Here is a 6,586-nt window from a genome sequence, read left to right on the forward strand (position 1 = left end):
AATATAAAGGAGAATGATTTATGCAATGGCAAGAAGTTCATGTAATTATTTCTCCGGGGGCCACCGAAATGGTGGCTCTTCTTTTATATGAATGTGGATCTAACGGAGCAATTGTTGAAGATACAAAGATAGATGATACTACGCTGGTTCGGGTGACAGGCTATTTTCCTCTTGGCGGTAATCAGGGAAAGGCACTTGTTGTGGAAAAAATGAAAGAATGGGAAGACGCCGGCCTTATTAATGGCCCATGGCATGTAACAACAAAAGACGTTGATGATACTTCTTGGTTATATACATGGCAAGATTATTTTCACGTTACGCCTATTACTGATACTTGTCGAGTGATTCCTTATAAGGAAGTAAGTGGGATGTCTTTGCAAGAGAAAGATATTATTATTGATCCAGGGGTATCATTTGGTAGCGGGTTACATGTGACCACGTCGATGTGTATGCAATTGATAGAGAAATGTGGCACGCAAGGGAATGTCCTTGATATTGGAACTGGCACGGGTATTTTAGCTATTATGGCAGCTAAATGTGGTGCACAAGAGGTCATAGCTGTTGATTTAGATGAACAAGCGGTTATACAGGCTAAAAAGAATGTGTTATGTAATGAGGTATCTTCACGGGTGAAAGTACAACAAAGTGATTTGGTAGCAGCGTTAGCAGGGGTATCTTATCGTGCTGATTTAGTTGTTGCTAATTTGGTAACGGATGCTATTTTGGCATTATTTACGGAAATTGGACATTATATGGACATGCAGGGAAAACTTATTATTAGTGGAATTATTGATGAAAGAATTCAGGAGATTCGTTCTGCTGCTAGTAAGTATGGATTTATTATATTGGAAGAACACCTACAAGAAGGATGGTATGCTCTTTGTTTAAAGCGGGAGGGCTAAATGCGAAAAATTTTTACAGACTTTCCTATTACAGATGAATTTATCTTACAGGGGATCGATGCTAAACATGTATTGCGTGTATTACGGTATGATGTAGGAGATACGGTTATGGTGACCGATTGCACAGGAAATACATATGCATGTGAGATTGTTGAAAGTGATGGTGTAGTTGCTCGGTTACAGCCACTTAAGCATATATCAAGTAAAAAAGCATCATCAGGGGTAGTTGTATTAGCGGTAGGACTTTTAAAAAATGATAAATTTGATTGGGTTATACAAAAGGGAACGGAACTGGGTGTAGATGTTATCGTTCCTATACAAATGGAACATTGTGTAGTAAAATTAAATGATAATCGTCAATCGAATAAATTGAATAGATGGCGAAGAATTGCTATAGAAGCAGCTAAGCAATGTGGTCGTGATGATATTCCTATTGTTGATGAAATAGCTACATGGGATAAATTGTGTATAGATTATAAGGATTATCACTTTCTTGTACCTTATGAACGAGAAACGCGACCTTTACGAGATGTTATACCGGCGTTTCGTCAGGGAAACATAGTGGTTTGTATAGGCCCAGAAGGTGGCTTTAGTTTATCTGAGATTGATGTTGTTAAGTCGATGGTAGGAGCAACTTATAGTGTTTCATTGGGCACACGGATTTTGCGGGCAGAAACTGCGGCTTTAGCAACGTTAGCGATTATTATGTATGAAAGAGGATTGTAGCATGCCTACCATTGCTTTTGCGACGTTAGGATGTCGTGTAAATCAATATGATACGGATAGTATGCGCGGGTTATTTATCGCACAGGGATTTGTGGATGCATCATTTAATTCCCCGGCGGATGTTTATGTGATTAACACTTGTTCAGTTACGCAAATGGGGGAAAAAAAATCACGACAACTAATTCGCCGTGCAAAAAAATATAACCCTCAAGGGATAGTTGTAGTTACGGGGTGTTATGCTCAACTATCACCAGAAGAGATTGCGAGCATACAAGGTGTTGATGCAGTTATTGGTACTAATGAGAAAAAAAATATTGTTTCTATTGTGCAACAATTATTGCATACGGAGGCATTTGAACCGGTAACAGCGATTCATGATATACGGCACAGTGGCGATACTTTTGAAGAAATACCTTTATATCCTTCGGCAGTAGAACATACTCGTGCGGATTTAAAAATTCAAGAAGGGTGTAATAATTTTTGCACTTATTGTATTATTCCGTATACACGCGGTGCTTTAAAGTCACGTCAGCCTGATGCCATTGTAGAAGAAGCAAAACGACTTGTAAAAGCAGGTTTTAAGGAATTAGTTTTGACGGGAATTCATTTAGGGGCATATGGCAAAGAATTGCCCGATAAACCCACGCTAGCACATATTCTTAAGCGATTGGTACAAGAAACTGATGTTGCTAGACTGCGTTTGGGATCTATTGATTCGTTAGAGGTTGATGAAGCGTTGATAGAAGTGTTTAATGCGTTTAATCAGAGGATATGTCCACATTTACATATACCGATACAAGCGGGATCAAACGCTATTTTAAAAGCAATGAATCGTCAGTATACAAAAGAAGAGTATGTAGAATTAATTCAAGTATTAAAAGAGAAAATAAATAATGTCACCTTTTCTACTGATCTAATTTTAGGTTTTCCCGGTGAAACAGAAGAATTATTTTCTGAAACAATGGAAACATTGCGAGGCATTCCGTATTCACATATTCATGCATTTCCCTATTCGGCACGGCCAGGCACCCCAGCGGCTAAGATGATGGGGCAGATAGATATGGCAGAACGAAAACGACGGGTAGAAATAGTTAATGCTTTTTCTGCAAGGCAGAAAAAATCGCTTTTGCAAGGGTTCTTACACAAAACGGTATGCGTGTTGATTGAACGGGTAGATCAGACTAGGGCGGAAGGTTTTTGTGAAAATTATGAGCGCGTATATATTAGTCCTGTGTCGACGCTTAAGCAGGGTGATATGGTAATGGTGAATATTATACAAGCAACAGATAATGCGTTGTATGGTATTATAAAGGAGGATGTATAGTATGGAAGGTTGTATTTTTTGTGATATTGTAGCTGGTAAGATTCCTAGTACTAAGGTATATGAAGATACCTATTTTTATGCGTTTAAAGATATCGAACCAGTAGCCCCAATCCATGTGTTAGTAGTCCCGAAAAAGCATGTTGCTAGTTTAGCCACTCTTACGGAAAATGATGAAGATATTGCCCGTAATATGCTTTTTACTATCCAAAAGGTTGCGGCAACCTTGGGATTAGCAGAAGATGGTTATCGTGTAGTATACAATACAGGTAAAAAAGCAGGTCAAACGGTACATCATTTACATGCTCATATTTTAGGCGGAAAAGAGATGTCTTGGCCTGGCGTATAAAAAAAAGGAGGTGCCTTAGGCATCTCTTTTTTCTTTATATAAACCATGTATAATATAGGTATAGACGAGGAAAGAATATTTGTTATATTGATATAAGTGAGGACATATAGATGATTATTAATTGGTATCCTGGACATATGGCTAAAGCAAAAAAATTAATTCAAGAAAACATGAAAATGATTGATGTAGTTATTGAATTAGTAGATGCCCGTATTCCTAAAAGTAGTACAAATCCTATGATTGGCAACTTGATTGGTCAAAAACCAGCGATTATTGTCTTGAATAAGGCTGATTTAGCGGATCCGGAAGAAGTAAAGCGGTGGCTACAATATTATCGTAGCGAAGGAAGAATTGCGATTCCTTTAAATAGTAAAGAGAGTAAAAGTATAAAGCGTCTTATTCAAGAAATACGTTCGTTAGCAGGACCCAAGCTAGCACATTGGCGTAGCAGAGGCTTGAAAAATCGGTCGGTTCGAACCATGATTTTAGGTATACCTAATGTAGGAAAATCAACTTTAATGAACCGTTTAGCTGGAAGAAATGCAGCAAAAACAGCGGATAAACCTGGCGAAACGAAGGGGAAGCAGTGGGTTCACTTAGGCGATCAGTTAGATCTATTAGATACCCCAGGCGTATTATGGCCGAAGTTAGAAGATCAAGTGAGTGCTTATCGTTTGGCAGCAACAGGTGCTATTTCAGATACTGTTTTTGATATGGAAACGGTTGTATTTTCTTTAATTGAAGAGGTGCGGTTGCATTATCCTCAAGCATTACAAGCACGGTTTTCATTAACGGATTTATCGACATCACGGGAAGATATCATTAGCACGATTGGAAGAAAACGAGGCTGCTTGAAAAAAGGAAATGAACTGGATTGGGAAAAAACATATAAAGTTATTTTGAAAGAATTTCGAGAAGGAAAATGGGGTCTTATTTCATTAGATCACATAGATAGAGGATAAGGAAACTATGATAAATATTGAAGCGTTGTCGATACGCGAAATCGAAGACCGTTTGCAAGCGAAGCAAGGACTTATGGAATTGCTTGATGCTATGCGAACCGATCCGCGAAAAGCCGTACAAAAATTATATGCCCAGGCGTTGAAAAAAGCCCAAAAAGAGGCAAAGGAACAAGAGCGTATACTTCACCTATATCAATTAGAGCAGGCATATTATGCACAAGGATTGTATGAAGTTGCTGGTGTTGATGAAGCCGGAAGAGGTCCAGTCGCTGGGCCGGTAGCCATTGCCGCCGTTATTTTACCGCCTTATTGGGTATGTCAAGGGTTAAACGATAGTAAAAAAATTTCTGCTCAGAAAAGAGATGTGTTATACGATAAAATTTTAAAAGAGGCTATTGCTGTTTCGTGTATTATGAAAGAACGCGAAGAAATTGATCGGTTGAATATTTATCAGGCAACACAACAAGGGATGTATGATGCTATTGCAGCGTTATCTGTTTCGCCACAAGCTGTATTAATTGATGCTATGCCCTTACCTAAGTTGACGATGTTACATCAATCTCCCGTTCATGGAGATGCCCTTAGTGCTTCGATAGCAGCCGCATCGATTGTGGCTAAAGTGACACGAGATAGGTGCATGCAAAAATGGGATGTCGTTTACCCTCAATATGGTTTTGCGATACACAAAGGTTATTTAACGCAAGCTCATCGGGATGCGATTATGAAATTTGGCCCATGTCCTTTGCATAGACGTAGTTTTGAACCAATAAAGTCGATGGTAAAAGACGATTCATTGTAATGTAGGAAGGAATATAGAAATGTGCCTCGCACGGACGATGAAGAAAATTTTAAATGGAGAAGACGTTTCTATACGGTAATATGGCGGGAAAAGACCTTGTGTAGACAGGGTCTTTTTTTTGTAATAAATACATTGATTTTTTATCGGTAATAAGGATACAAAACTAAAAAAAGAAAGGCGGACGACAAACTACGGCAGTCGTACCGCCTTGCGTGCAGTCCTGCTGCTGAATTTTGCAATTCCGGTCGTCGGATACGGATTTCCGTTGAATTTCGGACACTTGCACTCCTTCATTAACAACGTTTTTCGTGTGTACTTGTTTTGGTGTTGGCGAGCATACGGTTCGGTTTATATAGGTAAACAATAACTGTAGAGTATTCATAGCGGGAAATAATGCAATATATATATTACATTTTAATATACAAATATATTAAAATAAAAATGATTATTAAAATCATAAATATTTTTAATATGTATATAGGTAGCGGTATGGATATTTCATGCCGGGAGAGGAGCAGTTATGAATAAAGTATATCAAGTTATTTGGAGTCGTGTGCGTCATTGTTATATGGCAGTAGCCGAGACGGTTGCACGGTCACATTATAAGCACAGCAGTAAATCTGCGGCTAAAGCGACCTGGGCGGCAGTGGCGGCGGCAGGATTACTGACGGGGATTCCTGCTTGCAGTATGGCACAGGGCAGCACTATTGCTGCAACCAATCAGGTAGTGCAGGCCGTAGAGGGACGGGTGCTTACGAAAGATAACGGCAAAGCGAAAAAAGCGGAAACGCCGGTTTTATTCAATAAAGAATTAAAGAAATTGACGGATCGGGTGCCTTTTCCCATGAACTTTATGGTTACGGATGGCGGAACGGATGGCGTATATGTTACCGAACAAAGATATAACAACGATTTAAAAGGGGAACACATCGTTTTGGGAGAGGGGAGTGTCGCCTTTGATCGACAAAAAGGTTATAGCGGCTTATTTGCCGCCGGCATCAATGCCGTAGCCGGAGGAAAAGATGCCATTGCTATCGGTAATCAGGCCTCTGCAACGGGAAATAATTTTTCTATTGCTATCGGTTCGAATGCGGAAGCCCCGATGTCAAATTCTATTGCCTTAGGAGAAGGAAGTATTGCGAATTTAACATTATCACAACAAGGTAAACAATCGTATTTGACGAAGGAAGATTGGAATGGCGATTATAATGGCGTGTTGTCATTGGGTCGCGATCTCAGCGGTGCACGGGCGGAAGTAACGCGTCGCATTATTCACGTTGCCGGCGGTGCGGCAGATACGGACGCAGTGAATGTAAAACAATTAAAGGCGTTGGAAGCAAAAATACCGGCGGCTGTTGATCTCAGTAAGTACACAACGACGGACAAATTAGGGGCCGTTATTGAACAAAAACTGGGAGACACGTATGCCAAGAAAGCGGATATACCGAAGGCTGTTGATCTCAGCAAGTATACGCCGACGGATCAATTAGGAACCGTTATTGAACAAAAACTGGGAGATACGTATGC

General features: G+C 39.7%; 7 protein-coding genes. All 7 read left to right on the top strand.

The features are described from left to right. Positions 1-20 precede the first annotated feature (20 nt). Positions 21-902: a 50S ribosomal protein L11 methyltransferase gene (locus tag HMPREF3182_RS03505; RefSeq protein WP_062485480.1), complete on the top strand. Its 882-nt coding sequence runs from the start codon at positions 21-23 to the stop codon at positions 900-902. Continuing rightward, a complete protein-coding gene (locus HMPREF3182_RS03510) occupies positions 903-1,628 on the top strand; it encodes an RsmE family RNA methyltransferase (protein WP_007393116.1) in 726 nt (241 codons plus the stop codon). A gap of 1 nt (position 1,629) precedes the next feature. Next, entirely contained in the window at positions 1,630-2,952 is a 1,323-nt protein-coding gene (gene mtaB / locus HMPREF3182_RS03515; RefSeq protein WP_062485481.1) for a tRNA (N(6)-L-threonylcarbamoyladenosine(37)-C(2))-methylthiotransferase MtaB, read from the top strand. Position 2,953: 1 nt separating this feature from the next. Beyond that, positions 2,954-3,298 carry a histidine triad nucleotide-binding protein gene (locus HMPREF3182_RS03520; protein WP_062485482.1) on the top strand — a complete coding sequence of 115 codons (345 nt, stop codon included), beginning with the start codon at positions 2,954-2,956 and terminating at the stop codon, positions 3,296-3,298. Between the two features lie 110 nt (positions 3,299-3,408). After that, positions 3,409-4,260, top strand: coding sequence for a ribosome biogenesis GTPase YlqF (ylqF, locus tag HMPREF3182_RS03525; RefSeq protein ID WP_062485484.1), 852 nt, complete (start codon positions 3,409-3,411; stop codon positions 4,258-4,260). A 7-nt stretch (positions 4,261-4,267) separates the two neighbouring features. Beyond that, entirely contained in the window at positions 4,268-5,059 is a 792-nt protein-coding gene (locus HMPREF3182_RS03530) for a ribonuclease HII (protein WP_007393119.1), read from the top strand. 520 nt (positions 5,060-5,579) lie between these two features. Further along, positions 5,580-6,586, top strand: a 1,007-nt coding sequence (locus tag HMPREF3182_RS03535; protein WP_268872458.1) for an ESPR-type extended signal peptide-containing protein, incomplete at its 3' end; no start/stop codon positions are given.

The sequence above is a fragment of the Megasphaera hutchinsoni genome, assembly GCF_001553405.1.
In the GTDB taxonomy this organism is placed as follows: Bacteria; Bacillota; Negativicutes; order Veillonellales; family Megasphaeraceae; genus Megasphaera; species Megasphaera hutchinsoni.

Excerpts from the sequence above, each read along its gene's own strand:
- HMPREF3182_RS03530 (WP_007393119.1), top strand. The coding sequence starts at position 4,268 with ATGATAAATATTGAAGCGTTGTCGATACGCGAAATCGAAGACCGTTTG.
- mtaB (WP_062485481.1), top strand. The coding sequence starts at position 1,630 with ATGCCTACCATTGCTTTTGCGACGTTAGGATGTCGTGTAAATCAATAT.
- HMPREF3182_RS03520 (WP_062485482.1), top strand. The coding sequence starts at position 2,954 with ATGGAAGGTTGTATTTTTTGTGATATTGTAGCTGGTAAGATTCCTAGT.
- HMPREF3182_RS03510 (WP_007393116.1), top strand. The coding sequence starts at position 903 with ATGCGAAAAATTTTTACAGACTTTCCTATTACAGATGAATTTATCTTA.
- ylqF (WP_062485484.1), top strand. The coding sequence starts at position 3,409 with ATGATTATTAATTGGTATCCTGGACATATGGCTAAAGCAAAAAAATTA.
- HMPREF3182_RS03505 (WP_062485480.1), top strand. The coding sequence starts at position 21 with ATGCAATGGCAAGAAGTTCATGTAATTATTTCTCCGGGGGCCACCGAA.